This window comes from Pseudonocardia sp. GCM10023141, from assembly GCF_042653605.1.
In genome coordinates this window covers 175,915-201,625 of record NZ_JBHSIR010000008.1, presented here as the reverse complement: position 1 = coordinate 201,625, position 25,711 = coordinate 175,915, and the positions used below count along the sequence as shown (strand labels likewise).

Annotated in this window: 37 protein-coding genes and 1 pseudogene; 3 read left to right on the top strand and 35 right to left on the bottom strand. The window is 68.3% G+C overall.

Annotated elements, in window-relative coordinates; all coding sequences use genetic code 11:
- Window positions 1–11: 11 nt before the first annotated feature.
- The 4 genes from rpsK to infA form a co-directional block, all read right to left on the bottom strand.
- Window positions 12–419 carry a 30S ribosomal protein S11 gene (rpsK, locus tag ACFPFQ_RS04530; RefSeq protein WP_379615042.1) on the bottom strand — a complete coding sequence of 136 codons (408 nt, stop codon included), beginning with the start codon at window positions 417–419 and terminating at the stop codon, window positions 12–14.
- A complete protein-coding gene (rpsM, locus tag ACFPFQ_RS04525; RefSeq protein WP_379615040.1) occupies window positions 419–799 on the bottom strand; it encodes a 30S ribosomal protein S13 in 381 nt (126 codons plus the stop codon). The genes rpsK and rpsM overlap by 1 nt, the downstream gene beginning before the upstream one ends.
- A 200-nt stretch (window positions 800–999) precedes the next feature.
- Window positions 1,000–1,113, bottom strand: a complete 114-nt coding sequence (rpmJ, locus tag ACFPFQ_RS04520) for a 50S ribosomal protein L36 (RefSeq protein ID WP_010148647.1) — start codon at window positions 1,111–1,113, stop codon at window positions 1,000–1,002.
- Between the two features lie 31 nt (window positions 1,114–1,144).
- Window positions 1,145–1,366 (bottom strand): translation initiation factor IF-1, encoded by a 222-nt coding sequence (infA, locus tag ACFPFQ_RS04515; protein WP_028929190.1) that lies wholly within the window; start codon window positions 1,364–1,366, stop codon window positions 1,145–1,147.
- A gap of 285 nt (window positions 1,367–1,651) precedes the next feature.
- Here infA and ACFPFQ_RS04510 point away from each other — a divergent pair, with 285 nt between their 5' ends.
- The gene (locus ACFPFQ_RS04510) at window positions 1,652–2,932 is read left to right on the top strand and encodes an MFS transporter (protein WP_379615038.1); all 1,281 of its coding nucleotides are present in this window, start codon (window positions 1,652–1,654) and stop codon (window positions 2,930–2,932) included.
- A 91-nt stretch (window positions 2,933–3,023) separates the two neighbouring features.
- Window positions 3,024–3,767 carry a hypothetical protein gene (locus ACFPFQ_RS04505; protein WP_379615036.1) on the top strand — a complete coding sequence of 248 codons (744 nt, stop codon included), beginning with the start codon at window positions 3,024–3,026 and terminating at the stop codon, window positions 3,765–3,767.
- A gap of 72 nt (window positions 3,768–3,839) precedes the next feature.
- Here ACFPFQ_RS04505 and ACFPFQ_RS04500 read toward each other — a convergent pair whose 3' ends face one another.
- The 31 genes and pseudogenes from ACFPFQ_RS04500 to rpsL form a co-directional block, all read right to left on the bottom strand.
- Window positions 3,840–5,231 carry an NAD(P)(+) transhydrogenase (Re/Si-specific) subunit beta gene (locus tag ACFPFQ_RS04500; RefSeq protein ID WP_379615034.1) on the bottom strand — a complete coding sequence of 464 codons (1,392 nt, stop codon included), beginning with the start codon at window positions 5,229–5,231 and terminating at the stop codon, window positions 3,840–3,842.
- Window positions 5,231–5,554: an NAD(P) transhydrogenase subunit alpha gene (locus ACFPFQ_RS04495; RefSeq protein ID WP_379615032.1), complete on the bottom strand. Its 324-nt coding sequence runs from the start codon at window positions 5,552–5,554 to the stop codon at window positions 5,231–5,233. Before ACFPFQ_RS04495 ends, ACFPFQ_RS04500 begins: the two co-directional genes overlap by 1 nt.
- Window positions 5,554–6,702 (bottom strand): Re/Si-specific NAD(P)(+) transhydrogenase subunit alpha, encoded by a 1,149-nt coding sequence (locus ACFPFQ_RS04490; RefSeq protein ID WP_379615030.1) that lies wholly within the window; start codon window positions 6,700–6,702, stop codon window positions 5,554–5,556. Before ACFPFQ_RS04490 ends, ACFPFQ_RS04495 begins: the two co-directional genes overlap by 1 nt.
- 100 nt (window positions 6,703–6,802) lie before the next feature.
- Window positions 6,803–7,630, bottom strand: a complete 828-nt coding sequence (map, locus tag ACFPFQ_RS04485) for a type I methionyl aminopeptidase (protein ID WP_379615028.1) — start codon at window positions 7,628–7,630, stop codon at window positions 6,803–6,805.
- A 25-nt stretch (window positions 7,631–7,655) separates the two neighbouring features.
- Window positions 7,656–8,219, bottom strand: coding sequence for an adenylate kinase (locus tag ACFPFQ_RS04480; RefSeq protein ID WP_379615026.1), 564 nt, complete (start codon window positions 8,217–8,219; stop codon window positions 7,656–7,658).
- A gap of 60 nt (window positions 8,220–8,279) precedes the next feature.
- Complete coding sequence (gene secY / locus ACFPFQ_RS04475) at window positions 8,280–9,587, bottom strand: preprotein translocase subunit SecY (RefSeq protein WP_379615024.1); 1,308 nt, start codon at window positions 9,585–9,587, stop codon at window positions 8,280–8,282.
- Between the two features lie 241 nt (window positions 9,588–9,828).
- The gene (gene rplO, locus ACFPFQ_RS04470; protein WP_379615022.1) at window positions 9,829–10,278 is read right to left on the bottom strand and encodes a 50S ribosomal protein L15; all 450 of its coding nucleotides are present in this window, start codon (window positions 10,276–10,278) and stop codon (window positions 9,829–9,831) included.
- The gene (rpmD, locus tag ACFPFQ_RS04465; protein ID WP_379615020.1) at window positions 10,275–10,505 is read right to left on the bottom strand and encodes a 50S ribosomal protein L30; all 231 of its coding nucleotides are present in this window, start codon (window positions 10,503–10,505) and stop codon (window positions 10,275–10,277) included. The genes rplO and rpmD overlap by 4 nt, the downstream gene beginning before the upstream one ends.
- A complete protein-coding gene (gene rpsE / locus ACFPFQ_RS04460; protein WP_379615018.1) occupies window positions 10,505–11,155 on the bottom strand; it encodes a 30S ribosomal protein S5 in 651 nt (216 codons plus the stop codon). The genes rpmD and rpsE overlap by 1 nt, the downstream gene beginning before the upstream one ends.
- 28 nt (window positions 11,156–11,183) lie before the next feature.
- Window positions 11,184–11,588: a 50S ribosomal protein L18 gene (rplR, locus tag ACFPFQ_RS04455; protein ID WP_379615016.1), complete on the bottom strand. Its 405-nt coding sequence runs from the start codon at window positions 11,586–11,588 to the stop codon at window positions 11,184–11,186.
- Window positions 11,588–12,127 carry a 50S ribosomal protein L6 gene (gene rplF, locus ACFPFQ_RS04450; RefSeq protein WP_379615014.1) on the bottom strand — a complete coding sequence of 180 codons (540 nt, stop codon included), beginning with the start codon at window positions 12,125–12,127 and terminating at the stop codon, window positions 11,588–11,590. The genes rplR and rplF overlap by 1 nt, the downstream gene beginning before the upstream one ends.
- Window positions 12,128–12,139: 12 nt before the next feature.
- Complete coding sequence (gene rpsH / locus ACFPFQ_RS04445) at window positions 12,140–12,538, bottom strand: 30S ribosomal protein S8 (protein WP_379615012.1); 399 nt, start codon at window positions 12,536–12,538, stop codon at window positions 12,140–12,142.
- A gap of 72 nt (window positions 12,539–12,610) precedes the next feature.
- Window positions 12,611–12,796, bottom strand: coding sequence for a type Z 30S ribosomal protein S14 (locus tag ACFPFQ_RS04440; protein ID WP_379615010.1), 186 nt, complete (start codon window positions 12,794–12,796; stop codon window positions 12,611–12,613).
- Between the two features lies 1 nt (window position 12,797).
- Entirely contained in the window at window positions 12,798–13,361 is a 564-nt protein-coding gene (gene rplE, locus ACFPFQ_RS04435) for a 50S ribosomal protein L5 (RefSeq protein ID WP_379615008.1), read from the bottom strand.
- Window positions 13,361–13,675, bottom strand: coding sequence for a 50S ribosomal protein L24 (gene rplX / locus ACFPFQ_RS04430; RefSeq protein WP_379615006.1), 315 nt, complete (start codon window positions 13,673–13,675; stop codon window positions 13,361–13,363). Before rplX ends, rplE begins: the two co-directional genes overlap by 1 nt.
- Before the next feature lies 1 nt (window position 13,676).
- The gene (rplN, locus tag ACFPFQ_RS04425) at window positions 13,677–14,045 is read right to left on the bottom strand and encodes a 50S ribosomal protein L14 (RefSeq protein WP_379615004.1); all 369 of its coding nucleotides are present in this window, start codon (window positions 14,043–14,045) and stop codon (window positions 13,677–13,679) included.
- Window positions 14,042–14,329: a 30S ribosomal protein S17 gene (gene rpsQ, locus ACFPFQ_RS04420; protein WP_379615002.1), complete on the bottom strand. Its 288-nt coding sequence runs from the start codon at window positions 14,327–14,329 to the stop codon at window positions 14,042–14,044. The genes rplN and rpsQ overlap by 4 nt, the downstream gene beginning before the upstream one ends.
- Window positions 14,326–14,568 carry a 50S ribosomal protein L29 gene (gene rpmC / locus ACFPFQ_RS04415; protein ID WP_379615000.1) on the bottom strand — a complete coding sequence of 81 codons (243 nt, stop codon included), beginning with the start codon at window positions 14,566–14,568 and terminating at the stop codon, window positions 14,326–14,328. The genes rpsQ and rpmC overlap by 4 nt, the downstream gene beginning before the upstream one ends.
- On the bottom strand, window positions 14,568–14,987 hold the full coding sequence (gene rplP / locus ACFPFQ_RS04410; protein ID WP_379614998.1) for a 50S ribosomal protein L16: 420 nt from the start codon (window positions 14,985–14,987) through the stop codon (window positions 14,568–14,570). Before rplP ends, rpmC begins: the two co-directional genes overlap by 1 nt.
- 2 nt (window positions 14,988–14,989) lie before the next feature.
- The gene (gene rpsC, locus ACFPFQ_RS04405) at window positions 14,990–15,826 is read right to left on the bottom strand and encodes a 30S ribosomal protein S3 (RefSeq protein ID WP_379614996.1); all 837 of its coding nucleotides are present in this window, start codon (window positions 15,824–15,826) and stop codon (window positions 14,990–14,992) included.
- The gene (gene rplV, locus ACFPFQ_RS04400; RefSeq protein WP_379614994.1) at window positions 15,826–16,248 is read right to left on the bottom strand and encodes a 50S ribosomal protein L22; all 423 of its coding nucleotides are present in this window, start codon (window positions 16,246–16,248) and stop codon (window positions 15,826–15,828) included. Before rplV ends, rpsC begins: the two co-directional genes overlap by 1 nt.
- A gap of 36 nt (window positions 16,249–16,284) precedes the next feature.
- Window positions 16,285–16,566, bottom strand: a complete 282-nt coding sequence (gene rpsS / locus ACFPFQ_RS04395; protein ID WP_379614992.1) for a 30S ribosomal protein S19 — start codon at window positions 16,564–16,566, stop codon at window positions 16,285–16,287.
- An 18-nt stretch (window positions 16,567–16,584) separates the two neighbouring features.
- On the bottom strand, window positions 16,585–17,421 hold the full coding sequence (gene rplB / locus ACFPFQ_RS04390; protein WP_379614990.1) for a 50S ribosomal protein L2: 837 nt from the start codon (window positions 17,419–17,421) through the stop codon (window positions 16,585–16,587).
- Window positions 17,422–17,433: 12 nt separating this feature from the next.
- The gene (rplW, locus tag ACFPFQ_RS04385; RefSeq protein WP_379614988.1) at window positions 17,434–17,733 is read right to left on the bottom strand and encodes a 50S ribosomal protein L23; all 300 of its coding nucleotides are present in this window, start codon (window positions 17,731–17,733) and stop codon (window positions 17,434–17,436) included.
- A gap of 266 nt (window positions 17,734–17,999) precedes the next feature.
- Window positions 18,000–18,680, bottom strand: a pseudogene (gene rplD, locus ACFPFQ_RS04380) (50S ribosomal protein L4); the annotation flags it as partial.
- Window positions 18,677–19,333: a 50S ribosomal protein L3 gene (gene rplC / locus ACFPFQ_RS04375; RefSeq protein ID WP_379614986.1), complete on the bottom strand. Its 657-nt coding sequence runs from the start codon at window positions 19,331–19,333 to the stop codon at window positions 18,677–18,679. The gene rplC and the pseudogene rplD, both read right to left, overlap by 4 nt.
- A 13-nt stretch (window positions 19,334–19,346) precedes the next feature.
- Window positions 19,347–19,652, bottom strand: a complete 306-nt coding sequence (gene rpsJ, locus ACFPFQ_RS04370) for a 30S ribosomal protein S10 (RefSeq protein WP_040804197.1) — start codon at window positions 19,650–19,652, stop codon at window positions 19,347–19,349.
- Window positions 19,653–19,958: 306 nt separating this feature from the next.
- A complete protein-coding gene (tuf, locus tag ACFPFQ_RS04365) occupies window positions 19,959–21,152 on the bottom strand; it encodes an elongation factor Tu (RefSeq protein ID WP_379614984.1) in 1,194 nt (397 codons plus the stop codon).
- Between the two features lie 108 nt (window positions 21,153–21,260).
- Window positions 21,261–23,360 carry an elongation factor G gene (gene fusA, locus ACFPFQ_RS04360; protein ID WP_379614982.1) on the bottom strand — a complete coding sequence of 700 codons (2,100 nt, stop codon included), beginning with the start codon at window positions 23,358–23,360 and terminating at the stop codon, window positions 21,261–21,263.
- Between the two features lie 49 nt (window positions 23,361–23,409).
- Window positions 23,410–23,880, bottom strand: a complete 471-nt coding sequence (rpsG, locus tag ACFPFQ_RS04355; protein WP_379614980.1) for a 30S ribosomal protein S7 — start codon at window positions 23,878–23,880, stop codon at window positions 23,410–23,412.
- A complete protein-coding gene (gene rpsL / locus ACFPFQ_RS04350) occupies window positions 23,880–24,254 on the bottom strand; it encodes a 30S ribosomal protein S12 (protein WP_379614978.1) in 375 nt (124 codons plus the stop codon). The genes rpsG and rpsL overlap by 1 nt, the downstream gene beginning before the upstream one ends.
- Window positions 24,255–24,723: 469 nt before the next feature.
- On the opposite strand from rpsL, the gene ACFPFQ_RS04345 reads away from it, so the two are divergent.
- Entirely contained in the window at window positions 24,724–25,620 is an 897-nt protein-coding gene (locus tag ACFPFQ_RS04345) for an alpha/beta hydrolase (RefSeq protein WP_379614976.1), read from the top strand.
- Window positions 25,621–25,711: the final 91 nt, after the last annotated feature.

Here is a 25,711-nt window from a genome sequence, read left to right as displayed (position 1 = left end):
ACTCCCTTTCCCTAGACCCGGCGCCGCTTGGGCGGCCGGCAGCCGTTGTGCGGCTGCGGGGTGACGTCGGAGATGGTGCCGACCTCGAGGCCGGCGGCCTGGAGGGAACGGATCGCGGTCTCGCGGCCGGAGCCGGGACCCTTGACGAACACGTCGACCTTCTTCATGCCGTGCTCGGCGGCCTTGCGGGCGGCGCTCTCGGCGGCCATCTGCGCGGCGAAGGGGGTGGACTTGCGCGAGCCCTTGAAACCGACGTGGCCTGCGGAGGCCCACGCGATCACGGCACCGGTCGGGTCGGTGATCGACACGATGGTGTTGTTGAAGGTGCTCTTGATGTGCGCGTGGCCCATCGCGATGTTCTTCTTCTCCTTGCGGCGGACCTTCTTGGGTCCGGCGCCGGAGCGGGTACGGGGCGGCATTACTTCTTACCTGCCTTCTTCTTGCCGGCGACCGTCTTCTTCGGTCCCTTGCGGCCGCGGGCGTTGGTCTTGGTGCGCTGGCCGCGCACCGGCAGGCCCCGGCGGTGCCGGATCCCCTGGTAGCAACCGATCTCGATCTTGCGACGGATGTCGGCCTGCACCTCGCGGCGAAGGTCACCCTCGACGCGGAGGTTGCTCTCGATGTACTCGCGCAGCGCGGTCAGGTCCTCGTCCGTGAGGTCCTTCGAGCGCAGGTCCCGGTCGATGCCGGTGGCCTCGAGAATCTGCTTCGAGCGCGTGCGCCCGATGCCGAAGATGTAGGTGAGCGCGATCTCCATCCGCTTGTCGCGGGGGAGGTCGACGCCAGAGAGTCGTGCCATGCGGCGGTGTTCTCCTGTCGATTTTTCGTGCCAGGTCTGCTCAACGACCGTCCCGCTGCCGACCTCGCATGCTGCGTCGGGCGGGCCCCGGCCTGGTCCGGGGGTGAACCGGGCCCGTGTGGCCCGGCAGGTGCGCTGAGTTCCTCTGTGTAACTGCGGTCAGCAAGACCGCGACGTGCTCGATCCCCTTGCGGGGGTGATCAGCCCTGACGCTGCTTGTGACGCAGGTTCTCGCAGATCACCATGACCCGCCCGTGACGGCGGATGACCTTGCACTTGTCGCAGATCTTCTTGACGCTTGGCTGGACCTTCACGTCCGTCGCTCTCTTTGTTGTTGGTGCTCGTTCACTTGTAGCGGTAGACGATCCGGCCGCGGGTGAGGTCGTAGGGAGAGAGCTCCACGACCACCCGGTCCTCAGGGAGGATTCGGATGTAGTGCTGCCGCATCTTCCCGCTGATGTGCGCGAGGACCCGGTGTCCGTTCTCCAGCTCCACGCGGAACATCGCGTTCGGCAGGGGTTCGACGACCCGGCCCTCGACCTCGATCGCCCCGTCCTTCTTGGCCATATCCTCCGCGATCCGTGACAGGTGTGCGTACCCTTGGTTCCGTGCTGTGTTGCCCGTGCGGGCACGCCACCAACCCGGGACCAGAAGTGCACCGGGCACGACGGAACCGGCGCCATGAGGCGCGCCGAACCCCAAGTGTACGTCCGTTGCGCGGAGGGCCGCGCATGGGGTACAAGGCGCGGGCGCGACACCCGGAGAATGCGGACAATTCACGCGCGGCGGGCGGATCGCAGGGTTAGCGTAGCCGGTCGACACCACCCGGCTGACGTCCCCCGCGGAGATCCGATGACCGACCGGCGGCGCACCCTGCCCCGCGCGCTGCGCCCGTTCCGGCACCGCGACTACCGCTTCCTCGTCGCGTCGATGGGGGTGTCGCTGGTCGGCAGCGGCATGTGGATCGTGGCGCTCGTCTGGCAGGTGATGGCGCTCGGGGGCGGGCCGGCCGAGCTGTCGGTGGTGGCCACGGCCACGAGCATCGGGCTGCTGCTCAGCGTCCTCCTCGGCGGGGTCGCCGCCGATCGGCTGCCCCGCCGCGCGCTGCTCATCGTCGTGGAGATCACCCGGATCGCCACGGCCGGCATCGTGGGCCTGCTCGCCATCAGCAACACGCTGGCGCTGTGGCACCTGGCCGTCATCGCCTTCGTGCTCGGTGCCGCCGAGGCCTTCTTCTTCCCGGCGTACACGGCGCTGCTGCCCACGATGCTGCCTGCCGACGAGCTGCTGGCCGCCAACGGCGTCGAGGGCACGCTGCGGCCCATCGCCCAGCAGGCGCTGGGTCCCGCGGCCGCCGGTGTGGTGGTCGGCGCCTTCAACCCGGGCGTGGCCATCCTGCTGGCCGCGGCGGCCTACCTGGTCGCACTGCTGGCCCTGCTGGTGATGCGCACGCTGCCCGTCACACCGGCCGCCGAGCACAGCTCGGTGCTGCACGACCTCGCGGAGGGCTTTCGGTACCTGTTCCGGACGGGCTGGTTGTTCGCGTCGCTGGCGTTCGCCACGTTGTACGTGCTGGTGATCATCGGCCCGATCGAGGTGCTGCTGCCGTTCGCCGTCCGCGACAACACCGGCAGCGGCGCGGGCGGGTTCGCCTTCGTGCTGGGCGCGTTCGGTGTGGGCGGCGCGATCGGATCGCTCGTCGTCTCGTCGCTGGCGATGCCGCGGCGCTACCTGACGGTGATGCTGCTGCTGTGGGGCGCAGGCGCGGCGCCGCTCGTGCTGCTCGGGATCACCGCCCAGCTCTGGGTCATGGCGATCGCGGTGTTCGCCGTCGGGTTCACCGGCTCCGCCGCGATCGTCATCTGGGGCACGCTGCTGCAGCGCCGGGTCCCGCCGCACCTGCTCGGCCGGGTGTCGAGCCTGGACTTCTTCGTGTCGCTGGCCCTGATGCCGATCTCGATGGCCATGGCGGGCCCGGTCGGCACCTGGCTCGGGGTCCCGCTCACGTTCGTGCTGGCCGGCGCCGTACCGGTGTTCCTCGCCGCCGCGGCGATACTGGGGTGGCGGTTGCCGCGTGACGAGATCGCGCACCCGCTCGACCCACCCGCGGCCGTCACCGCCACCGCGGGCTGACGTTCCGGGGATCGTCGTAGCCGGTGGAGACGCCCGGTCGATCTTGGGACGATCGGGCGGCACTGTCGACCACCACCCGTTGGAGTCCAGGTTGTCCGCACGATCTCGCAGTTCCGCGCGCTGGCTCAGCGTCGCCATCGGCATGGTCCTGGTCATCGGTGCGGTCACCGGCACCGCCGATGCCGCAGGCGAGACCTACGACCAGTACTCGCTCATGAGCAGCCGCTCCGCAGGCCAGCTCGTGGACACCGCCGGGGCCCCTGCGAGCCAGTGGGCCTGGAACCCGACGGGTGCCGGCCGCTCCGAGATCCGCTGGGACACCCCGGCGAACTGGAACAACCCGGCGACGGGCGTGGAGCACTTCGTCCACGACGGCGACTGGGTCTACCTCGACGGCTACGAGGACAAGGGCACGGGCGCGTACAACCCGCAGCGCGTCACGTCCGAGCAGGTCGGTGACGGCGACTGCGCTCACCTGGTGTCGTTGCCGAGCCACGGCGGCCAGCAGCACTACGTCCGGTGGACGGTTCCCACGGCGGCCTACTGCCTCATCGCCGACGGCACCATCACGACCGCTGCCGGCGTCGTGCACTTCCGGCACCGCCAGATCTGGCGCCCCGCCACCACCTGCGCCACGAGGTTCCTCGGCACCGTCGCCTGCATCGAGCAGCAGGAGACCTGGTGGGACGACAACGGCCACCCGATGCGCATGCAGATCGACCGCACGCAGAAGCTGGGCAGGGGCAAGGGACCCGGCCTGCAGATCCACGCGACGGTGGGCGAGGGCAAGCCGATCGACTGGACCGCCGACCTGCGCTACACCTGGACCTGGTAGTCCACGCACACCACAAGGGGGTCGCGCACACCGTTGACGGTGTGCGCGACCCCCTGACGGTGTGCGTCGGTGCTACAGGACCTTCAGTTCCTCACTGACCTCGGCCACCGACTTCTTCGCGTCACCGAAGAGCATCGAGGTGTTGTCGGCGTAGAACAGCGGGTTGTCGATGCCGGCGAACCCGCTGCTCATCGAGCGCTTCAGCACGATCACCGAGTGGGACTGGTCCACGTTGAGGATCGGCATGCCGAAGATCGGCGAGCTCGGGTCGCTGCGCGCCGCCGGGTTGGTGACGTCGTTCGCCCCGATCACCAGCGTGACGTCGGTGCGGGAGAACTCGTCGTTGATGTCGTCCATCTCCTTGAGCGCGTCGTAGGAGACGTCGGCCTCGGCCAGCAGCACGTTCATGTGCCCCGGCATCCGGCCCGCGACCGGGTGGATGGCGTACTTGACCTCCACACCCCTGGCCTCCAGCAGCTTCGCCATGTCCTTGACGGCGTGCTGGGCCTGCGCCACGGCCATGCCGTAGCCGGGCACCACGATCACCGACGACGCGTAGGCCATCTGGATCGCCGCGTCGGCGGCGCTCGTCAACTTGACCGTGCGGTCGATGCCGTCGTCGGCACCGGGCAGCGTCGTGGTGCCACCGAACCCGCCCGCGACGATCGCCGGGATCGAGCGGTTCATGGCCTTGGCCATCAGGTTGGTCAGGATCGAACCCGACGCCCCGACGATCATGCCAGCGACGATCATCGCCGTGTTGTCGAGCGCGAGGCCCGCCGCCGCGGCGGAGAGCCCGGTCAGCGCGTTGAGCAGCGAGATCACCACGGGCATGTCGGCGCCACCGATCGGGAGCACCACCAGCACCCCGAGCACGGCCGCCAGCACCAGCAGGAGGATGACCCAGATCTCGGGCGCGCCGCCCAGCCCGGCGAACACGGCGCAGACGATCGCGCCGAGCAGCAGCACCGCGTTGACGAACTGCTGCGCCCTCCCCAGCCCGATCGGGCGGCTGGGCAGGATCTCCTGCAGCTTGCCGAACGCGATGAGCGAGCCCCAGAACGACACCGAGCCGATGATCGCGCCGAACAGCGACGCGACGATCACGTAGGCCGGCTCGGTCTCGAACCCGCCGGACGTGCGGAACTCCGACCAGGCGATGAGCGCGACCGCGCCACCACCCACACCGTTGAACAGCGCCACCATCTGCGGGATGGCCGTCATCTTGACCTGGCGCGCCGACGGGATGCCCAACGCGGCACCGACGATCAGCCCGACGATGATCAGCACCCAGTTGTGGCGCACCTGCAGCAGCGCCGCGATGACGGCGATCGTCATGCCGACCGCGGCGATCTTGTTGCCGCGCACGGCGGTCTTGGGGCCGGTCAGGCCCATCAGGCCGTAGATGAACAGCGCGAACGCGATGATGTAGAGGATCGTGACGATGATGTTGAGCGTTTCCATCAGACGTCGACGTCCTTCTTCTGCTGAGCAGCCGGCTTGGGCTTGAACATGCCCAGCATCCGGTCGGTGACCAGGAAGCCACCGATCACGTTGATCATGCCGAAGGCGATCGCGATCACCAGGATGATCGAGTCGAGCACCGAGGGGTTCTCCAGGCTGCCCAGCACGATGAGGCCACCGAGCAGCACGATCCCGTGGATCGCGTTGGTGCCCGACATCAGCGGCGTGTGCAGCGTGTTCGGCACCTTCGAGATCACGGCGAAGCCCACGAACCCGGCCAGCACCAGGATCGCGATGTTCGCCAACAGTCCGCCGGATTCCATCAGGCCTCCACCACCCGGGTGACGCACGCCTTCGCGAGCACCTCGTCGTCGAAGTCCGGCGCGAGCGCGCCTTCCTTGTCGAGCATCAGCTCCAGCAGCGCCGACACGTTGCGCGAGTACAGCTCGGAAGCGTGCTCGGGCATGTCGGCGGGCAGGTTGAGCGGCGAGGCGATGGTGACGTCGTGCCTGACGACGATCTGGCCCGGCTCGGTGAGCTCGCAGTTGCCGCCGCTCTCCCCCGCCATGTCGACGACGATCGAGCCGGCGCGCATGCCCTCCACGGCCTTCGCCGTGACGAGCGTGGGCGCCTTGCGGCCCGGGACGTTGGCCGTGGTGATCACGACGTCGAAGCCGGAGATCGCCTCCTCGAGCCGCTTCTGCTGCTCGGCCCGCTCGTCGGCGGTGAGCTCACGGGCGTAGCCACCCTCACCGACGGCCTCGATGCCCAGGTCGAGCCACTGAGCGCCCAGCGAGCGGACCTGGTCGGCCACCTCGGGACGCACGTCGTAGCCGGTGGTGCGAGCACCGAGCCGCTTGGCCGTTGCCAGCGCCTGCAGGCCGGCGACGCCCACACCCAGCACGAGCGCCGTGGCCGGCTTCACGGTGCCGGCCGCGGTGGTGAGCATCGGGAAGAACCGCGTGGAGCGGTCGGCCGCGAGCAGCACGGCCTTGTAGCCCGCCACGCCTGCCTGCGACGACAGCGCATCCATCGACTGGGCACGGGAGATGCGGGGGATCGACTCCATCGCGAAGGCCTGCACGCCTGCGGCCTTGAGCGCGGCGACCGTCTCCGGGGCGCTCAGCGGCGCCAGGAAGCCGATCAACGTGGCGCCGGAGCGGAGCTTGGCCACCTCCGCCGCCGAGGGCGGAGCGACCTTCACGACAACGTCCGCCGCCCACGGGTCACCGATGGTGGCTCCCGCTTCCACGTACTGGGCATCCGGGATGAGGGCCCCGGCCCCCGCCCCCGCCTCGACGACGACCTCGACACCGCGCGTGCGCAGCTTCTCGACGATCTTGGGGACGAGCGCGACCCTGCGCTCGCCGGCACCGGACTCGCGCGGTACCCCGACGACCGTGGCTCCCGTCGGCTGCTGAGCAGCCTCGACGGTGCCCTCGCCGGTTCCCGGAGCGGACTCTTCACTCATGAGCCAGGAACCTAGTGCAGCAGCGTCCGCGCACTCACCCGGTGTGATCTGCGTCGGCACCCCAACGTCAACTCGACCGATTCAGGTGACGGCCGCGATCTCAGTCTGCGGGAAGCGTGAGGATGCGCGGCCCGTCGTCGGTGATCGCGACGCTGTGCTCCCAGTGCACCGCACGGGCACCGTCGGCGGTGACGACCGTCCAGCCGTCCTCGAGCTCCCTGGTCTCCGGATCACCCGCGGTGATCATCGGCTCGACGGCGAGCGCCATGCCGGCCCGCAGGCGCGGACCCTGGCCCGCCTCGCCGAAGTTGGGCAGGAACGGATCCATGTGCATGGACGTGCCGATCCCGTGCCCGCCGTACTCCGCGACGATGCCGTACTCGACGCCGTCGCGCCGCCCGGCCGCCTCGCAGGCCAGCTGCACCGCGTGGGAGATGTCGGTGAGCCTGCCACCGGGCTGCACCGCGCCGATGCCGGCGTGCAGCGCCTCCTCGCAGGCCGCGGACAGCGCCAGGTCGGCCGCCGACACGGCACCGATCGGAATGGTGACCGCGGCGTCGCCGTGCCAGCCCTCGAGGATGGCACCGCAGTCGACGGAGACGAGATCACCCTCGGCCAGCACCTGCGCCAGGCTCGGGATGCCGTGCACGATCTGCTCGTTGACCGACGAGCAGATCGAAGCCGGGTAGCCGTGGTAGCCCAGGAACGAGGGAACGGCACCGGCCTCGCGGATGGTCTGCTCGGCCAGCGCGTCCAGGTCACCGGTACTCACCCCCGGCTTCGCCAGCTCGATGACCGCAGCCAGCGTGCGCGCCACCAGCGCACCCGCTGCCCGCATCGCCTCGAGCTCGGCCGGGGTCTTGAGCTCGATGTCGCGTCCACGCCACCGCGCCACCATCGCGCGGACGCCGGAGCGTCCGGAGGTCATCGCCGCCCCGCGGTCATCGTTGCCGTCACCGGTCCCCTGCGGTGGACCGCGACAGCGCGTCGGCGACGCGGTCGGTGATCTCCCCGACGGAGCCGACGGCATCGACGGTGACGAGGATGTCGGCGTAGTGCGCGAGCAACGGCGCCGTCTCGTCGCGATACACCTGCTGGCGCCTGCGGATGACGTCCTCGGTGTCGTCGTCGCGCCCGCGACCGAGCAGCCGCGCGACGAGGACGTCCTCGGCCACCTGGAACTCCACGACCGCGTCGAGTGCCTCGCCACGCTCGTCGAGCAGGTCCTTGAGGGAACCCGCCTGGCTCAGCGTGCGCGGGAAGCCGTCGAGGATGAACCCCTTGGCCGCGTCGTCATGGGTCAGCCGGTCGCGGACCATCGCGACGGTGACGGCGTCGGGCACGAGATCGCCCGCGTCCATGTAGCCCTTGGCTTCGACACCCAGCGGTGTCTCCTGCTGGAGGTTGGCCCGGAAGAGGTCGCCCGTGGAGATGTGGGGCACTTCGAGCCGCTCCGCGAGCCGCTCAGCCTGTGTGCCCTTGCCCGCACCCGGGGGACCGACGAGAACCAGTCGCACGCGACACCGACCTCCACTATTCGAAACCGAACCGACAACCGAAACGCCAACTGCTCGACGCTAGCGCAGGAATCCGTCGTATCGACGCTGCATGAGCTGGCTCTCGATCTGTTTGACGGTGTCGAGGCCCACACCCACCATGATCAGCACTGCGGTGCCACCGAACGGGAAGTTCTGGTTGTTGCCGCTGCCGGTGATGCCCAGGAAGAAGTTGGGCAGCACGGCGATGATGCCGAGGTACAGCGAGCCGGGCAGCGTGATGCGCGAAAGCACGAACTGCAGGTACTCGGCGGTGGGCCGGCCGGGCCGGATACCGGGGATGAACCCGCCGAACTTGCGCATCTCGTCGGCACGTTCTTCGGGGTTGAACGTGATGCCGACGTAGAAGTACGTGAAGAAGATGATCAGCGCGACGTAGAGCGCGATGTGGACCGGGCTCGACTGGTCGACGAGGTAGGTCTGCACGAACTGCTGGAAGCCGCCGCCGGTGGAGCCGGTGAGCCGCGCGATCAGATCCGGCAGGTACAGCAACGACGAGCCGAAGATCACCGGGATGACACCGGCCTGGTTGACCTTCAGCGGCAGGTACGTGGACGTGCCGCCGTACATGCGGCGCCCGACCATCCGCTTCGCGTACTGCACCGGGATGCGGCGCTGGCCCTGCTCGACGAACACGACGCTGGCGATGATGGCGAGGCCGAAGAAGCAGACCCCGGCGAAGACCAGCCCGCCGTTGTTGAGGATGTTGGCGCCCTCGGACGGGATGCGGGCCGCGATGGAGGAGAAGATCAGCAGCGACATGCCGTTGCCGATGCCCCGCTCGGTGATCTGCTCGCCGAGCCACATGATGACGGCGGTGCCGGCCGACATCACGATGACGATGATCGACATCTGGTAGACGCTGGCGTCCGGGATGACCGGCAGCGAGCAGTTGCCGAACAGCTGGCCGCGCTGTGCGAGCGCGACGATGCCGGTGGCCTGCAGGATGGCCAGCGCGATCGTGAGGTAGCGGGTGTACTGGGTCAGCTTGTTCTGACCCGACTGCCCTTCCTTCTTCAGCTGCTCGAACCGCGGGATCACGACCGTGAGCAACTGGATGATGATGCTCGCGGTGATGTACGGCATGATGCCGAGCGCGAAGATGGAGAGCTGGAGCAGCGCGCCGCCGGAGAACAGGTTGATCAGGGAGTAGACACCTGAGTTGTCACCGCCCTCGACCTGGCGGATGCACTCCTGGACGTTGGGGTACGAGACACCGGGCGACGGGATCTTGGCACCGAGTCGGTAGACGGCGATGACCCCGAGCGTGAAGAGGATCTTCTTCCGGAGATCCGGCGTCGTCAGTGCCGACCGGAAAGCGCTGAGCACTCGGTGACCCTCCCTGTACTGGTGACCCGCTCCAACCGCAGGCCTCCCGCCGAACGGCGGTGCGGCATCCCGCAGCTGTGGCGGGTGCCCGGAACCCTCCATGGGGTAACGGGCGGGAACGACTCTACAGCGGCCGTATCGCCCCCACGGCACGGACCGGCGACCAGTGGATGTGCTGGACGCCGGCCCGCACCGAACGGACCCCGACTGCCTTGCGTGAAGCGTGCGCGGACGCACGCCCCTAGAGCTCGGTGACGGTCCCGCCAGCTGCCGTGATCTTGTCACGGGCGCTTCCGGAGAAGGCGTGCGCGCTCACCGTGAGCGCAACGCCGTCGATGTCGCCGTTGCCGAGCACCTTGACGAGCTGGTTGCGGCGGACAGCGCCGACCTCGACCAGCTCGGCCGGGCCGATCTCGCCGCCCTCGGGGAACAACTGGGCGAGATCGCCCACGTTGACCACCTGGTACTCGGTGCGGAACCGGTTCTTGAACCCCTTGAGCTTGGGCAGCCGCATGTGCAGCGGCATCTGCCCACCCTCGAAGGCGACCGGAACGGTCTTGCGGGCCTTCGTGCCCTTGGTGCCACGGCCGGCAGTCTTGCCGCCCTTGCCACCCTCACCACGGCCGACGCGGGTCTTGGCGGTCTTCGCGCCAGGAGCCGGACGGAGGTGGTGGACCTTGATGACACTCACTTCGAGTGCACCTCCTCGACCGTCACCAGGTGGCGAACGGTGTGGATCATGCCACGGATCTGCGCCGTGTCGGGCCGCTCGACCGTCTGACGGATCTTGCGGAGACCGAGCGACAGCAGCGTGGCGCGCTGGTTCTGCTTGCAGCCGATGGTGCTGCGCGTCTGCGTGACGAGCAGCTTCGTCGACGTGATCGGCTCCTGCTGAGCGGTGGGCGAGATGTCAGCCATCACGACCTCGCGCTCTGAGCTGCGGCCGCACGGGCCCGCAGCATCTGCGCCGGAGCGACGTCCTCGAGCGGCAGACCACGGCGGGCCGCGACCTCCTCGGGACGCTGGATCATCTTCAGCGCGGCGATCGTGGCATGCACCACGTTGATCGCGTTGTCGCTGCCGAGGCTCTTCGACAGGATGTCGTGGATGCCGGCGCACTCCAGGACGGCACGCACCGGGCCACCGGCGATGACGCCGGTACCGGGGCTGGCCGGGCGCAGCATGACCACACCGGCCGCCGCCTCACCCTGGACGCGGTGCACGATCGTGCCGCCGATGCGGGGGACGCGGAAGAAGTTCTTCTTCGCCTCCTCCACACCCTTGGCGATCGCCGCAGGCACTTCCTTCGCCTTGCCGTAGCCGACGCCGACCATGCCGTCGCCGTCACCGACGATCATCAGGGCGGTGAAGCTGAAGCGACGACCACCCTTGACGACCTTGGCGACACGGTTGATCGTGACCAACCGCTCGATGTACGGGGTCTTGTCCTGGGCCGCCCCGCCGCGGCCGCCGTCCCGGCGATCCCGGCCGCCGCCGCGGTTGTCACCGCTGCCGCCGGTGGCGGGCCCTCCGGCCCCCCCGCCGTCACGCCGTGTACGTCCCGGCATCAGACGTTCCCTTCAAAGTTGTGCATCATCAGAACTCCAGACCACCCTCGCGGGCGGCGTCGGCCAGTGCAGCGATCCGACCGTGGTAGCCGAAGCCACCGTGGTCGAACACCACAGCCGTGACGCCGGCCTCGCGGGCCCGAGCGGCGACGAGCTCGCCGACCTTGGTCGCGCGTGCCTTCTTGTCGCCGTCGAGCGCACGGACGTCGGCTTCCATCGTGGACGCCGACGCGAGCGTGTGACCGGCCAGGTCGTCGATCAGCTGCACGATCAGGTGCCGCGAGCTGCGCTTGACGGCCAGGCGCGGCCGCTCGGGGCTGCCGCTGACCTTCTTGCGCAGCCGGGCGTGCCGGCGCGCGACCGCGGTGCGGCGCTTGCTGGACACCTGGGATGCGGTGCGCTTCTTGGCAGCCGCAGAGATTGTCTCGGCCATTACTTACCCGTCTTCCCGACCTTGCGCCGGACGACCTCGCCGGCGTAACGCACACCCTTGCCCTTGTACGGCTCGGGCTTGCGAATCTTCCGGATGTTCGCCGCCGTCTCGCCGACCAGCTGCTTGTCGATACCCACGACAGCGAACTTGGTGGGCGACTCCACGGTGAACGTGATGCCTTCCGGCGGCGTGACGACGACGGGGTGGCTGAAGCCGAGCGCGAACTCGAGCGCGCCTGCCTTCAGTGCCACGCGGTAACCGACACCGACGATCTCGAGCTTCTTCTCGTAGCCGGCGGTGACGCCGACGAAGAGGTTGTTGACCAGCGTGCGCGACAGGCCGTGCATGGCCTTGCTGCGGCGCTCGTCGTCCGGTCGCTTGACCTGGACCACTCCGGCTTCGTCGCGCTCGATCGTGATCGGCTCGATCACGGTGTGCGACAGGGTGCCCTTCGGCCCCTTGACGGTGACCGTGCGGCCGTCGATCTGTACGTCGACCCCGGACGGCACGGTGATGGGCAGCTTCCCGATACGGGACATGGTGTTATCCCCTCACCAGACGTAGGCGAGGACTTCTCCGCCCACGCCGTTCTTCTTTGCCTGCTGGTCGGTCTGCAGGCCGCTCGACGTCGAGATGATCGCGACGCCGAGTCCGCCGAGGACACGGGGCAGGGTGGTGGACTTCGCGTAGACCCGCAGGCCGGGCTTGGAGACCCGGCGGAGGCCGGCAATGCTGCGCTCGCGGTTGCGCCCGTACTTCAGCTCGATGACCAGGGACTTGCCGACTTCGGCGTCCTCGACGGTGTACGAGGAGATGTAGCCCTGCTTCTGCAGGATCTCCGCGATCGACACCTTGAGCTTGGAGTGCGGCATGACCACACGGTCGTGGTACGCCGAGTTGGCGTTGCGCAGACGGGTGAGCATGTCTGCGATGGGATCGGTCATCGTCATGTGACGTCACTACTTTCCCGCCTGGTTCCCCCGGGTGTTGCCCGGGGGCCTGTGGCGATCATGGGGGTACTGCTACCAGCTGCTCTTGTGCACGCCCGGCAGCTCGCCGGCGTGTGCCATCTGACGAACGCAGATCCGGCACAGGCCGAACTTGCGCAGCACGGCGCGCGGACGGCCGCACTTCTGGCAGCGGGTGTAGCCGCGAACCTTGAACTTCGGAACGGCCGCAGCCTTGATCCGGAGGGCCTTCTTGGCCATCTCACGCCTCCCTGAAAGGAAAGCCGAGCTTGCGGAGCAGCGCACGGCCTTCGTCGTCGGTCGTGGCCGTGGTGACGACCGTGATGTCCATGCCGCGCGGACGGTCGATCGAGTCGGGGTCGATCTCGTGGAACATCGACTGCTCGTTCAGGCCGAACGTGTAGTTGCCCCGGCCGTCGAACTGCGCGGGCGAGAGGCCGCGGAAGTCACGGATACGCGGCAGTGCGATGGTCAGCAGCCGGTCCAGGAACTCCCACATCCGGTCGTTGCGAAGGGTGACCTTCGCGCCGATCGGCATGCCCTCGCGCAGCTTGAACTGCGCGATGGACTTGGTCGCCCTGCGGACCTGCGGCTTCTGGCCGGTGATGGTGGCCAGGTCGCGGAGCGCGCCGTCGATCAGCTTGGCGTCGCGGGCGGCGTCGCCGACACCCATGTTGACGACAACCTTGACGACACCCGGGATCTGCATGACGTTCGGGTACGCGAACTGCTCGCGCAGCTCCCCGGCGATCTCGTCGCGGTAGCGCTGCTTGAGCCTCGGGATGGTCTTCTCAGCCGTGCTCATCAGATCTCCTTCCCGGAACTCCGGGAGATCCGGACGCGCTTGCCGTCTTCACCGGTCTTCTTGCCCACGCGGGTCGGCTTGCCGTCGGCGTCGATCAACATCACGTTGGAGATGTGGATCGCGGCCTCCTGCGTGACGATGCCACCGGACTGGGCACCGCGCTGGTTCTGGCTGATCCGGGTGTGCTTCTTGATCCGGTTCACGCCCTCGACCAGCACGCGGTCCTTGTCGGGGTAGGCCTGGATGACCTTGCCCTTCGCGCCCTTGTCCTTGCCGGCGATCACCAGAACGGTGTCACCCTTCTTGATCTTCATATCAGAGCACCTCCGGCGCGAGGGAGATGATCTTCATGAACTTCTTGTCGCGAAGCTCGCGACCGACCGGTCCGAAGATGCGGGTCCCTCGCGGCTCGCCGTCGGGCTTGATCAGCACGGCGGCGTTCTCGTCGAACCGGATGTATGAGCCATCCGGGCGGCGCCGCTCCTTGACGGTGCGGACGATGACGGCCTTGACGACGTCACCGCGCTTCACACCGGCACCGGGAATGGCGTCCTTGACCGTGGCGACGATGATGTCGCCGATTCCTGCGTAGCGACGCCCGGAACCGCCCAGCACCCGGATGCAGAGGATTTCCTTCGCACCGGTGTTGTCGGCGACGCGCAGCCGCGACTCCTGCTGGATCACTTCGCCTTCTCCAGGATCTCCACCAGCCGCCAGCGCTTGGTCGCCGACAACGGACGGGTCTCCATCAGCCGGACGCGGTCGCCCACGCCGGCAGAATTCGACTCGTCGTGCGCCTTGACCTTGCTCGTGCGGCGGATGACCTTGCCGTACATCGGGTGCTTCACGCGGTCCTCGAGAGCCACGACGATCGTCTTGGCCATCTTGTCGGACACGACCAGGCCCTCACGGACCTTCCGCTCCGCGCGCGCCACCTCAGTCGGTGGCGTCTTGCTGCTGTCGCTCATGCGGCGCCCTCATCATCGGTCGGCGCCACGGAGAGGCCCAGCTCGCGCTCGCGCATGATCGTGTAGATCCGCGCGATGTCGTGCCGGACGGTACGCAGCCGCCGGTTGTTGTCCAGCTGCCCGGTGGCCATCTGGAAGCGGAGGTTGAACAGCTCCTCCTTGGCCTCCCGCACCCGGAGCGTCAGCTCCTCGTCGGTCAGCTCACGCAGCTCGGCGGCGGTGGTCGTCGAGGCGGCCATCAGATGTCACCACCCTCACGGGTCACGATCCGGCACTTCATCGGGAGCTTGTGGATCGCGCGACGCAGCGCCTCGCGGGCCGTCTCCTCGTTGGGGTAGCTCATCTCGAACAGCACCCGACCGGGCTTGACGTTGGACACCCACTTCTCGGGTGATCCCTTACCGGAACCCATGCGGGTTTCGGCCGGCTTCTTGGTGAGCGGGCGGTCCGGGAAGATGTTGATCCAGACCTTGCCGCCACGCTTGATGTGCCGGTTGATGGCGATACGAGCGGACTCGATCTGCCGGTTGGTGACGTAGGCGGGCTCGAGAGCCTGGATGCCGTAGTCACCGAAGCTGACGCGCGTGCCACCGGTGGACGCACCGGTGCGGTGCGGCCGGTGCTGCTTGCGGTGCTTGACCCTGCGTGGGATGAGCATGACTAGGCCTCCCCACCGGTGTTCTCCACGGCGGGGGCCGGAGCCTCCGCCGTGGCGACGCCGCCTGCAGCCTGCTCGGCTGCGGCGCGACCGGCCTCGGTACCGCCGGACGTGGTGCCGGTGGCACCCGAGCGACGGCGGGCCGGGCGCTCGCGACGCGGGCCACCACGGCCCGGGTCGGCTGCCGCGGCGGGAACGCCCTCACGGCGGCCACCGACGACGTCACCCTTGTAGATCCACACCTTGACGCCGATGCGACCGAACGTCGTACGCGCCTCGAACAGGCCGTAGTCGATGTCGGCACGCAGCGTGTGCAGCGGGACGCGACCCTCGCGGTAGAACTCCGACCGCGACATCTCGGCGCCACCGAGGCGACCGGAGCACTGCACCCGGATGCCCTTGACCTGCGGCGAGCGCATGGCGGACTGGATGCCCTTGCGCATCGCGCGCCGGAAGGCGACGCGGTTGGAGAGCTGCTCCGCCACGGCCTGCGCAACGAGCTGCGCGTCGGACTCGGCGTTCTTGACCTCGAGGATGTTGAGCTGGACCTGCTTCTTGGTCAGCTTCTCGAGGTTGCCGCGGATGCGGTCGGCCTCAGCGCCACGCCGGCCGATCACGATGCCCGGACGAGCGGTGTGGATGTCCACCCGCACGCGGTCCCGGGTGCGCTCGATCTCGACCTTGGAGATGCCGGCCCGCTCCATGCCCTTGGAGAGCATCTTGCGGATCTCGACGTCTTCCTTGACGTACTCGGCGTACTGCTTGTCGGCGTACCAGCGCGACTTCCAGTCGGTGGTGATACCGAGCCGGAAACCGTGCGGATTGATCTTCTGACCCATTAGCGGGCCCTCCCCTTCGCACCGCGGGCGCCCCGACCGGCCTTCACAGGCACGCTCTCGACCTCGACGGTGATGTGGCTCGTCCGCTTGCGGATCCGGTACGCACGCCCCTGGGCACGCGGGCGGATGCGCTTGAGCGTCGGGCCCTCGTCGGCCGTGGCCAGCGCCACCACGAGGGTGTCGCGGTCCAGCTGCAGGTTGTTCTCAGCGTTCGCCGCAGCGCTCGCGATGACCTTGTACAGGGGCTCGCAGGCAGCCTGCGGCGAGAACCGCAGGATGTCGAGTGCCTCCTGGACCGGCCGCCCCTTGATCAGCGCAACGACGCGCCGAACCTTGGTCGGCGACATGTGCACGTACCGCGCCACCGCGCGCGCTCGAGCGGGCTCGAGCGCGGCAGGGCTCTGGCTTGTTGTCTCAGCCATGTTCTTCCACCCTTCCTAGTCGCTACTGGAGCCGGCTCAGCGCCTGCGCGCCTTACGGTCGTCCTTGATATGGCCACGGAACGTGCGGGTGAGCGCGAACTCACCGAGCTTGTGTCCGACCATCGAGTCCGAGATGAACACCGGCACGTGCTTGCGGCCGTCGTGCACCGCAATCGTGTGGCCGATCATGTCGGGGATGATCGTGGACCGTCGGGACCAGGTCCGGATGACGGTCTTCTTGTCGACCGCGTTGAGAGCGTCCACCTTCTTGAGCAGGTGGTCGTCCACGAACGGGCCCTTCTTCAGGCTGCGCGGCATTGGTTAACCTCCCTGCTCTCAGCGCTTGTTCTTGCCGGTACGGCGCCGGCGGACGATCAACTTGTCGGAAGCCTTGCGGAGACGCGTACGTCCCTCGGGCTTACCGGCCGGGTTCACCGGGTGGCGACCACCGGAGGTCTTGCCTTCACCACCACCGTGCGGGTGGTCAACCGGGTTCATGGCGACACCACGGACGGTCGGGCGCTTGCCCTTCCACCGCATGCGGCCTGCCTTGCCCCAGTTGATGTTGGAGTGGTCGGAGTTGCCGACCTCGCCGACGGTGGCGCGGCAGCGCACGTCGACGTTGCGGATCTCGCCCGACGGCAGCCGAAGCTGCGCGTAGGGGCCGTCCTTGGCGACCAGCTGCACCTTGGCACCTGCCGACCGCGCCATCTTCGCGCCGCCACCGGGGCGGAGCTCGATCGCGTGGATCACGGTGCCGGTGGGGATGTTGCGCAGCGGCAGGTTGTTGCCGATCTTGATGTCGGACCGGGGGCCGGCCTCCACCTTGTCGCCCTGCTTGAGCTTGTCCGGGGCGATGATGTAGCGCTTCTCGCCATCGGCGTAGTGGAGCAGCGCGATCCGCGACGTGCGGTTCGGGTCGTACTCGATGTGCGCGACGGTGGCGGGGATGCCGTCCTTGTCGTTGCGCCGGAAGTCGATGACGCGGTAGGCGCGCTTGTGCCCGCCGCCCTGGTGCCGGGTGGTGACCCGCCCGTGCACGTTTCGCCCGCCCTTGCTGTGCAGCGGACGGATCAGCGACTTCTCCGGCGTCGACCGGGTGATCTCAGCGAAGTCCGAGACACTCGAGCCACGACGGCCCGGAGTGGTCGGCTTGTACTTGCGGATGCCCATCAGTTACGCCCCTCAGCTCGCCCGGCCACCGAAGACGTCGATCGTGCGGCTCTCCTCGGAGAGCGTGACGATCGCGCGCTTGGTGTCCCTGCGCTTGCCGTAGCCGGTGCGGGAGCGCTTGCGCTTCCCGTTGCGGTTCAGGGTGTTCACACTGAGCACCTTGACCCCGAACACCTTCTCCACGGCGATCTTGATCTGTGTCTTGTTCGCTTCCGGGCGGACGATGAAGGTGTACTGGCGCTCTTCGAGCAGCCCGTAGCTCTTCTCCGAAACCACCGGCGCGAGCAGGATGTCGCGCGGGTCGGGGATCACTTGCTCTCCTCCTTACGCTGCGACGGGGGCAGCTGGAAACCGGCTGCCTCTGCCGCTTCCGCGGAGGCGAACCAGACCTCCGCCACGGTGCGGGCGTAGAACGAGCTGCCCGGAACGTGGTAGAGCATCGAGTCGGCATTGCCCTTGATCGGGAAGCCCTCGGGCTGCGAGCCGTCGGCCAGCGGCGCGTGGCTCTCCGCACCGAAGTCGGGACCGTCGGCATCGGTGGTGGCGGCGGCCGCGGGGGCCTTCGCCAGTCCGACCGTCTCGCTCTCGCGAGCGGAGGCCTTGGCCACCGACTTGCGGGTCTCGACCGCGATCGGGCCCGCGAGGAACGCGTCGAGCGCGTCCTGCGTGAACACCACGACGTCGTTGACGAGCACGTCGTAGGTGTTGAGCTGGTCCGGCGTGATGAGGTGCGCGGTGGGGAGGTTGCGCAGCGAGAGCCACGTGACCTCGTCCTCGCGGGTCAGCACCACGAGTGCGCGGGTGGCCGCGTCGCCTGCGATGCCGGTGAGCGCGGTGCGCGCGGCCTTCGTGGACGGAGCCTCACCCGTGACCAGCCCGGAGACGACGTGCACCAGGCCCGCGCGAGCGCGGTCCGAGAGCGCCCCGCGCAGAGCGGCGGCCTTCATCTTCTTGGGCGTCTTCTGGGTGTAGTCCCGCGGCACGGGGCCGTGCGAGATGCCACCGCCGGTGAACTGCGGCGCGCGGATCGAGCCCTGGCGGGCGCGACCGGTGCCCTTCTGGCGGTACGGCTTCTTGCCACCACCGCTGACCTCGGCACGCGTCTTGGTGGAGTGCGTGCCCTGGCGGGCGGCGGCGAGCTGTGCCGTGACCACCTGGTGCATCAGCGGCACGTTGGCCGTGACGTCGAAGACGTGGGCGGGGAGCTCGACGGAACCGTCGGCCTTGCCCGCTGCGGACTTGATCTCGACGCTCGTCATGCGGTAACACCACCCTTCGCGGCCGACTTGACCAGCACGAGACCACCGCGCGGTCCGGGGACGGCGCCCTTGATCAGCAGCAGGCCGCGCTCGGCGTCGACGCGGTGAACCTTGAGGTTCTGGGTGGTCACCCGTGCAACACCCATGCGGCCGGCCATCCGGAGGCCCTTGAAGACCCGGCCCGGGGTGGCACAGCCGCCGATGGAGCCCGGCGAGCGGTGCTTGCGCTGCACACCGTGCGAGGCGCCGAGGCCGTGGAAGCCGTGGCGCTTCATGACACCCGCGGTGCCCTTGCCCTTGGTGGTGGCGACGACGTCGACCGTCGTGCCCTCGCCGAAGACCTCAGCCGTGATCTCCTGGCCGACGGTGTACTCGCCGGCGTCGGAGGTGCGCAGCTCGACCAGGTGCCGGCGCGGCGTGGTGCCCGCCTTGGCGAAGTGACCGGTGCGCGGCTTGTTGACCTTGCGGGGGTCGATGGCGCCGTAGGCCAGCTGGACGGCGACGTAGCCGTCGTTCTCGGTGGTCCGGATCTGCGTCACCACGTTGGGGCCCGCCTGGACCACGGTGACCGGGACCACCCGGTTGTTCTCGTCGAAGACCTGGGTCATCCCGAGCTTGGTGCCCAGGATCCCGGTGATCTGCCGTTCGCTCATGAGTCCGTCAGCCCTACTGAATGTTCACGTCGACCGACGCCGGAAGGTCGATGCGCATCAGCGCGTCGACCGTCTTGGGCGTGGGGTCGAGGATGTCGATCAGCCGCTTGTGGGTGCGCATCTCGAAGTGCTCGCGCGAGTCCTTGTACTTGTGCGGCGAGCGGATGACGCAGTAGATGTTCTTTTCCGTCGGCAGTGGCACTGGCCCGACGACCCGAGCGCCCGTACGCGTGACCGTCTCAACGATCTTGCGCGCGGAAGCGTCGATGGCCTCGTGGTCATAGGCCTTCAGCCTGATGCGGATCTTTTGTCCCGCCATGGTCGTCGGTCGTCCTCTTCTTCCTGCCGCTCATGTACGCGTGCTCCGGGTGGCGCACACGTGGAGGAGCCCCGCTGCTTGCTCAAGTGGGTCTCACTCGACGTGGCTCCGGTCCACGAGGTCGGGCGTGTCGCGCCTGAACCTCAGACCGGTCCCCGGATCACCCGCTCCCCCAGGGGGGTTGCTGTGCTCGGGGGCTGACACCAGGATCGGCGCGCGGATACATGACCCGCGCGCCGACGCCCGATGTCCAACCCGTCAAGGATGCCACACGGGCGTGCGGCACCCTCGACCGGGGGTGGAACCTTACTTGTTGATCTTCGTGACCTGACCGGCACCAACGGTGCGGCCACCCTCACGGATGGCCAGCTGCAGGCCCTCCTCCATGGCGATCGGCTGGATCAGCGAAACGCTCATGGTGGTGTTGTCGCCCGGCATCACCATCTCGGTGCCGCTGGGCAGGGTCACAACACCGGTCACGTCCGTGGTACGGAAGTAGAACTGCGGCCGGTAGTTGTTGAAGAACGGCGTGTGCCGGCCACCCTCGTCCTTGGACAGGATGTAGACCTGCGCCTCGAACTCGGTGTGCGGGGTGATCGAGTTCGGCTTCACGACGACCTGGCCGCGCTCGACGTCCTCGCGCTTGATGCCGCGCAGCAGGAGGCCGACGTTCTCGCCCGCACGACCCTCGTCGAGCAGCTTGCGGAACATCTCGACACCGGTGACGGTGGTCTTGGTCGACTTCTCGCGGATGCCGACGATCTCGACCTCCTCGTTGACCTTGACGATGCCACGGTCGATCTTGCCGGTGACGACCGTGCCACGACCGGTGATCGTGAAGACGTCCTCGATCGGCATCAGGAACGGCTTCGCGATGTCGCGCTCCGGCTCCGGGATGCTCTCGTCGACCGCGTTCATCAGGCCGAGGAGCTTCTCGCTCCACTCGGGGTCACCCTCGAGTGCCTTCAGCGCGGAGACCTGGACCACAGGAAGGTCGTCGCCGGGGTAGTTCTGCGAGCTGAGCAGCTCACGAACCTCCAGCTCGACGAGCTCCATGATCTCCTCGTCGTCCACCATGTCGGCCTTGTTCAGCGCGACGACGATGTACGGCACGCCGACCTGGCGGGCGAGCAGCACGTGCTCACGCGTCTGGGGCATCGGGCCGTCGGTGGCCGCGACCACCAGGATGGCGCCGTCCATCTGCGCCGCACCGGTGATCATGTTCTTGATGTAGTCGGCGTGCCCGGGGCAGTCGACGTGCGCGTAGTGGCGCTTCTCGGTCTGGTACTCGACGTGCGCGATGGAGATGGTGATGCCGCGCTGGCGCTCTTCGGGCGCCTTGTCGATCTGGTCGAATGCCGAAGCCTCGTTGAGGTTCGGGTACTTGTCGTGCAGAACCTTGGTGATTGCCGCCGTCAGCGTGGTCTTACCGTGGTCGATGTGACCGATGGTGCCGATGTTGACGTGCGGCTTGGTCCGCTCGAACTTCGCCTTCGCCACTGGGGGATCCTCCTGGACTGGTGTACTTGTCCGCCGTGCTGACGGCAGGTCTCTGGTAGTGGTGCGGGTGCAAGCCGCGGACGGTACTCCGCCCGCGGCATGCGCCTGTTACTCGCCCGTCGCCTTGGCGATGATCTCCTTGGCAACGTTGGTCGGGACCTCCGCGTAGGAGTCGAAGACCATGGTGTAGTTCGCCCGGCCCTGGGTCCGCGACCGCAGGTCGCCGACGTAGCCGAACATCTCCGACAGCGGAACCAGCGCCTTGACGATGCGGGCGCCGGCCCGCTCCTCCATGGCCTGGATCTGACCACGGCGGGAGTTCAGGTCGCCGATCACATCGCCCATGTACTCCTCGGGCGTGGTGACCTCGACGGCCATCATCGGCTCGAGCAGCGCGGGGCTGGCCAGCCGTGCGGCTTCCTTGAGGGCGATCGAGCCGGCGACCTTGAAGGCCATCTCGGACGAGTCGACCTCGTGGTAGGCGCCGTCGATCAGGGTCAGCTTGATCCCGACGAGCGGGTAGCCCGCGAGGATGCCGTACTGCATGGCGTCCTGCGCACCGGCGTCGACCGACGGGATGTACTCCCGAGGGATGCGGCCACCGCTGACCTTGTTGTCGAACTCGTACAGCGCACCGTCTGCAGTGTCCAGCGGCTCCAGGGTGATGATCACCTTGGCGAACTGGCCGGAACCACCGGTCTGCTTCTTGTGCGTGTAGCTGTACTTCTCGACCGCCTTGCGGATGGTCTCCCGGTAGGCCACCTGCGGCTTACCGATGTTGGCCTCGACCTTGTAGTCGGTCTTCATCCGGTTGACGAGCACCTCGAGGTGCAGTTCGCCCATGCCGGCGAGGATCGTCTGACCCGACTCCTCGTCCTGGTGGACCTGGAAGGTCGGGTCCTCCTCGGCGAGGCGCTGGATCGCGATGCCCAGCTTCTCCTGGTCGGCCTTCGTCTTCGGCTCCACCGCGACCTGGATCACCGGGTCGGGGAAGGACATCGACTCGAGCACGATCGGGTTCTGCGGGTCGGACAGCGTCTCACCCGTGGTGGTGTCCTTGAGGCCCGTGACCGCGTAGATGTGGCCGGCCGAGGCCTCGTCGACCGGGTTCTCCTTGTTGGCGTGCATCTGGAAGAACTTCCCGATGCGCTCCTTGCGGTCCTTGGTCGAGTTGATGACCTGGGCGCCAGCAGGCAGCTTGCCGGAGTAGACCCGGATGTAGGTGAGCTTGCCGAAGAACGGGTGCGCGGCGATCTTGAACGCCAGCGCCGAGAACGGCTCTTCGGTGTTGGGCTTGCGGAAGGCCGGCGTGGTGCCGTCCGTGAGCGTGCCCTCGACCGGCGGCACGTCCAGCGGCGACGGCAGGTAGTCGATGACCGCGTCGAGCATGGGCTGGACGCCCTTGTTCTTGTACGCGGAGCCACAGAGCACCGGGTATGCCGCCCGGTCGTTCACGATCTTGCGGATGCCCCGCTTGATCTGCGCGACCGAGAGCTCCTCGCCGCCGAGGTAGAGCTCCATGAGGTCGTCGTCGGTCTCGGCGACGGCCTCGACGAGTGCCAGCCGGTACTCGGCGGCCTTCTCGGCCAGATCGGCCGGGATCTCCTCGACGGTGTAGTCCTCACCGATCTTGACCTCGCCACGCCACGTGAGCGCGCGCATCTCGACCAGGTCGACCACACCGATGAACTCGCTCTCCGAGCCGATCGGCAGCTGCAGGGGCAGCGGCGTGGCACCGAGGCGCTCCTTGATGGTGCGCACGGTGAAGTAGAAGTCCGCGCCGAGCTTGTCCATCTTGTTGACGAAGCAGATGCGCGGGACGTCGTACTTGGTGGCCTGCCGCCAGACCTGCTCGGACTGCGGCTCGACCCCCTCCTTGCCGTCGAAGACCGCGACCGCGCCGTCGAGCACCCGCAGGGACCGCTCCACCTCGACGGTGAAGTCGACGTGCCCCGGGGTGTCGATGATGTTGATCTGGTGGTCTTTCCAGAAGCAGGTGATCGCGGCGGACGTGATCGTGATGCCGCGCTTCTGCTCCTCTTCCATCCAGTCCATCGTGGCGGCGCCGTCGTGCACTTCACCGATCTTGTAGTTGATCCCGGTGTAGAACAGGATCCGCTCGGTGGTCGTGGTCTTGCCGGCGTCGATGTGGGCCATGATGCCGATGTTGCGGACCTTGCCCAGGTCCGTCAGCACGTCCCGTGCCACAGCTATCTCGCTTCCCTCAACAGGTTGGCGCGGACCTCAGGGCCCGTCATCACCATCGATAGTGGGCGAAGGCCTTGTTGGACTCCGCCATCTTGTGCGTGTCTTCGCGCCGCTTCACAGCAGCGCCGAGACCGTTGCTCGCGTCGAGCAGCTCGTTCATCAGGCGCTCGGTCATGGTCTTCTCGCGACGCTGCCCGGCGTAGGAAACCAGCCAGCGCAGAGCCAGCGTGGTCTGCCGGGTGGCGCGGACCTCGACGGGAACCTGGTACGTGGCACCACCGACGCGACGGCTCTTGACCTCGAGGGCCGGCCGGACGTTGTCCATGGCGCGCTTCAGGGTGACGACCGGATCGGTACCGGTCTTCTCCCGGGTGCCTTCGAGTGCCGCGTAGACGATGCGCTCGGCGAGCGAGCGCTTTCCGTCCTGGAGCACCTTGTTGACCAGCTGCGTGACCAACGGCGAGCTGTACACCGGGTCGGACACCAGCGGACGCTTCGGAGCGGGGCCCTTGCGAGGCATCAGCTCTTCTCCTTCTTCGCGCCGTACTTGCTGCGGGACTGCTTGCGGTTCTTGACGCCCTGGGTGTCCAGCGAACCTCGGACGATCTTGTAGCGCACGCCGGGAAGGTCCTTCACGCGGCCACCACGGACCAGAACGATCGAGTGCTCCTGCAGGTTGTGGCCCTCACCCGGGATGTACGCGGTGATTTCCATGTTGCTGCTGAGCTTGACGCGGGCCACCTTGCGCAGCGCGGAGTTCGGCTTCTTCGGCGTGGTCGTGTACACGCGCGTGCACACCCCGCGGCGCTGGGGACTCCCCTTCAGCGCTGCTGTCTTGGTCTTGGTGACCTTGTCCTGACGGCCCTTGCGGACCAGCTGCTGGATCGTGGGCATGAACCGTCTACTTCTTCCCGTCGGCGTGCTGTGGCTAGAACTTCTGTCGTGCGGGGAGGCCGGTTGCACCGGCCGCCCTCCCCCGAGGTCGGGCGTGTCGCAGGTTGTACGCATAACTCCCCGTAGCTCGCACAACGAGATCGGGGGAGACCTCACGAGGAACCGGGGCCCGCACTCCCGGCGGGACCGATCTCGCACCGAGATGCGCGACCAGCGACCACAGGGCGCGCAGATCGGCCCGACCGCAGTCGGGCGCAAGACCATAGAGTACCCGCCCCCGTGAAAGGGGGTCAAAACGGGTCCTGGTCAGGGCCGGTCGGTCCTGGCAGCGTGCCGCAAGCCCGGCGCGTCCGCAAGAGGACTCGCCCGCTCGCCGCTCCCGGACCCCCGTTCGTCGCGGCCTGTCACGGCTCGCGGCCGATCGAACGCACCCAGCCCCGCACCCGTCACTCGCAGTACCTTCTCTGTCATGCACCTACCGCTCGCCGTCGTCAGCGCGATGACGCGCGGCGTCATCTCACCGCTGCTCGACTCGCCGCTGCCGCGACGGCTGCGCCGCCGGCTGCTCGACGTCACGGGCTACTCCGTGCCGAGCCCGCGCGGTACGCGCCGCGCACCCGGCGAGCTGGGTGGCGTGGCCACCGAGCTCGTGGCCGCTCCCGGGGTGCCCGGACCGCACGTCGTGCTGTACCTGCACGGCGGCGGCTACGAGGTGGGATCGCCGACGTCGCATCGGGCCCTGATCGCCCGGCTGAGCCGGGCGGCGGGCGCACACGTCTACGCCCCCGCCTACCGGCTCGCACCGGAGCACCCGTTCCCGGCCGGCTCGGCAGATGTTCTTGCCGCCTACCGGGCCCTGCGTGCCGCCGGCCATGATGCACAACGCATCGCGGTGGCCGGAGATTCCGCCGGTGGCGGCCTCGCCATGACCCTGCTCCTGCAGTTGCGAGCGGCGGGCGAGGAGCTGCCGGGGTCGGTCGGCCTGATCTCGCCGTGGCTCGACTTCTCCCACCGCTCCCCCACGCTGGCGCTGAACGCCGGATCCGACGCGATGCTCAGCCCCGAGATGCTCGTGCGCGCTGCCGACGCCTACAGCGTCGGGTCGGACGCCCCCGAGCTGCGGTCGCTCGATGCGGACCTGTCGGGCCTGCCCCCACTGCACGTGATCGCCGGTGCGGCGGAGATCCTGCTCGGCGACTCCGACACCCTCGTGGAGCGGGTCGAGGCGGCAGGTGGAGCGGTGACCTACCGCCGCGAGCCCCGCATGTGGCACGCCTTCCCGGTGTTCGTCGGGATGCTGCGGGAGGCGGACGAGGCCGTGGAGGAGCTGGGCGCGCAGCTGCGCGCCGACTGCGCAGGGGTGTGATCGAGCCCGGTCCGCTCAGCGCTCGAACGCCGAGCCCGACTTGTCCAGCACCGTGGCGATGGGGCGTCTTCGCACGTCGTGGTGGGTCTTC

Bases quoted from the DNA above. Each gene is read 5' to 3' on its own strand.
- rpsK (WP_379615042.1), bottom strand. From the start codon at position 419: ATGCCGCCCCGTACCCGCTCCGGCGCCGGACCCAAGAAGGTCCGCCGC.
- rpsM (WP_379615040.1), bottom strand. From the start codon at position 799: ATGGCACGACTCTCTGGCGTCGACCTCCCCCGCGACAAGCGGATGGAG.
- infA (WP_028929190.1), bottom strand. From the start codon at position 1,366: ATGGCCAAGAAGGACGGGGCGATCGAGGTCGAGGGCCGGGTCGTCGAA.
- ACFPFQ_RS04510 (WP_379615038.1), top strand. From the start codon at position 1,652: ATGACCGACCGGCGGCGCACCCTGCCCCGCGCGCTGCGCCCGTTCCGG.
- ACFPFQ_RS04500 (WP_379615034.1), bottom strand. From the start codon at position 5,231: ATGGAAACGCTCAACATCATCGTCACGATCCTCTACATCATCGCGTTC.
- ACFPFQ_RS04495 (WP_379615032.1), bottom strand. From the start codon at position 5,554: ATGGAATCCGGCGGACTGTTGGCGAACATCGCGATCCTGGTGCTGGCC.
- ACFPFQ_RS04490 (WP_379615030.1), bottom strand. From the start codon at position 6,702: ATGAGTGAAGAGTCCGCTCCGGGAACCGGCGAGGGCACCGTCGAGGCT.
- map (WP_379615028.1), bottom strand. From the start codon at position 7,630: ATGACCTCCGGACGCTCCGGCGTCCGCGCGATGGTGGCGCGGTGGCGT.
- rpmD (WP_379615020.1), bottom strand. From the start codon at position 10,505: ATGGCTGACATCTCGCCCACCGCTCAGCAGGAGCCGATCACGTCGACG.
- rpsE (WP_379615018.1), bottom strand. From the start codon at position 11,155: ATGCCGGGACGTACACGGCGTGACGGCGGGGGGGCCGGAGGGCCCGCC.
- rplR (WP_379615016.1), bottom strand. From the start codon at position 11,588: ATGGCCGAGACAATCTCTGCGGCTGCCAAGAAGCGCACCGCATCCCAG.
- rplF (WP_379615014.1), bottom strand. From the start codon at position 12,127: ATGTCCCGTATCGGGAAGCTGCCCATCACCGTGCCGTCCGGGGTCGAC.
- rpsH (WP_379615012.1), bottom strand. From the start codon at position 12,538: ATGACGATGACCGATCCCATCGCAGACATGCTCACCCGTCTGCGCAAC.
- ACFPFQ_RS04440 (WP_379615010.1), bottom strand. From the start codon at position 12,796: ATGGCCAAGAAGGCCCTCCGGATCAAGGCTGCGGCCGTTCCGAAGTTC.
- rplE (WP_379615008.1), bottom strand. From the start codon at position 13,361: ATGAGCACGGCTGAGAAGACCATCCCGAGGCTCAAGCAGCGCTACCGC.
- rplX (WP_379615006.1), bottom strand. From the start codon at position 13,675: ATGAAGATCAAGAAGGGTGACACCGTTCTGGTGATCGCCGGCAAGGAC.
- rpsQ (WP_379615002.1), bottom strand. From the start codon at position 14,329: ATGAGCGACAGCAGCAAGACGCCACCGACTGAGGTGGCGCGCGCGGAG.
- rpmC (WP_379615000.1), bottom strand. From the start codon at position 14,568: ATGGCCGCCTCGACGACCACCGCCGCCGAGCTGCGTGAGCTGACCGAC.
- rplP (WP_379614998.1), bottom strand. From the start codon at position 14,987: ATGCTCATCCCACGCAGGGTCAAGCACCGCAAGCAGCACCGGCCGCAC.
- rpsC (WP_379614996.1), bottom strand. From the start codon at position 15,826: ATGGGTCAGAAGATCAATCCGCACGGTTTCCGGCTCGGTATCACCACC.
- rplV (WP_379614994.1), bottom strand. From the start codon at position 16,248: ATGGCTGAGACAACAAGCCAGAGCCCTGCCGCGCTCGAGCCCGCTCGA.
- rpsS (WP_379614992.1), bottom strand. From the start codon at position 16,566: ATGCCGCGCAGCCTGAAGAAGGGCCCGTTCGTGGACGACCACCTGCTC.
- rplB (WP_379614990.1), bottom strand. From the start codon at position 17,421: ATGGGCATCCGCAAGTACAAGCCGACCACTCCGGGCCGTCGTGGCTCG.
- rplC (WP_379614986.1), bottom strand. From the start codon at position 19,333: ATGAGCGAACGGCAGATCACCGGGATCCTGGGCACCAAGCTCGGGATG.
- rpsJ (WP_040804197.1), bottom strand. From the start codon at position 19,652: ATGGCGGGACAAAAGATCCGCATCAGGCTGAAGGCCTATGACCACGAG.
- rpsG (WP_379614980.1), bottom strand. From the start codon at position 23,880: ATGCCTCGCAAGGGCCCCGCTCCGAAGCGTCCGCTGGTGTCCGACCCG.
- rpsL (WP_379614978.1), bottom strand. From the start codon at position 24,254: ATGCCCACGATCCAGCAGCTGGTCCGCAAGGGCCGTCAGGACAAGGTC.
- ACFPFQ_RS04345 (WP_379614976.1), top strand. From the start codon at position 24,724: ATGCACCTACCGCTCGCCGTCGTCAGCGCGATGACGCGCGGCGTCATC.